Consider the following 285-nt stretch of genomic DNA (forward strand, 5'->3'; position numbering starts at 1 on the left):
GGCCAGCGGCCAGAGCTATGCCGCATTTACGCGAGGCTTCGCGCGGACGGCGCATACGCGGGTCGTGGCAGGGGCGCCGATCGACGGCGAAGGAGCGGCGGGTTCGGTGTTCATCACTGTGCCGGTGCGCGTCTACGCCACGTTGAAGAACGGCCGGCATCAGCGGTTTGCGGGGCAATATATCCTGCGCCGCGTCAACGACGTGGACGGTGCGACGCGCGAGCAGTTGAGCTGGCATCTGACTTCTGCAACGCTGCGACCAATCGGCTGACGCGCTTCCACGGC

The 285-nt window shown here is 66.7% G+C and carries 1 pseudogene; it reads left to right on the plus strand.

The features are described from left to right. A pseudogene (locus tag AC0IYH_RS31020) lies at positions 1–271 on the plus strand (hypothetical protein); the annotation flags it as partial. Positions 272–285 lie beyond the last annotated feature (14 nt).

Source organism: Pseudomonas sp. AC463 (assembly GCF_979253585.1).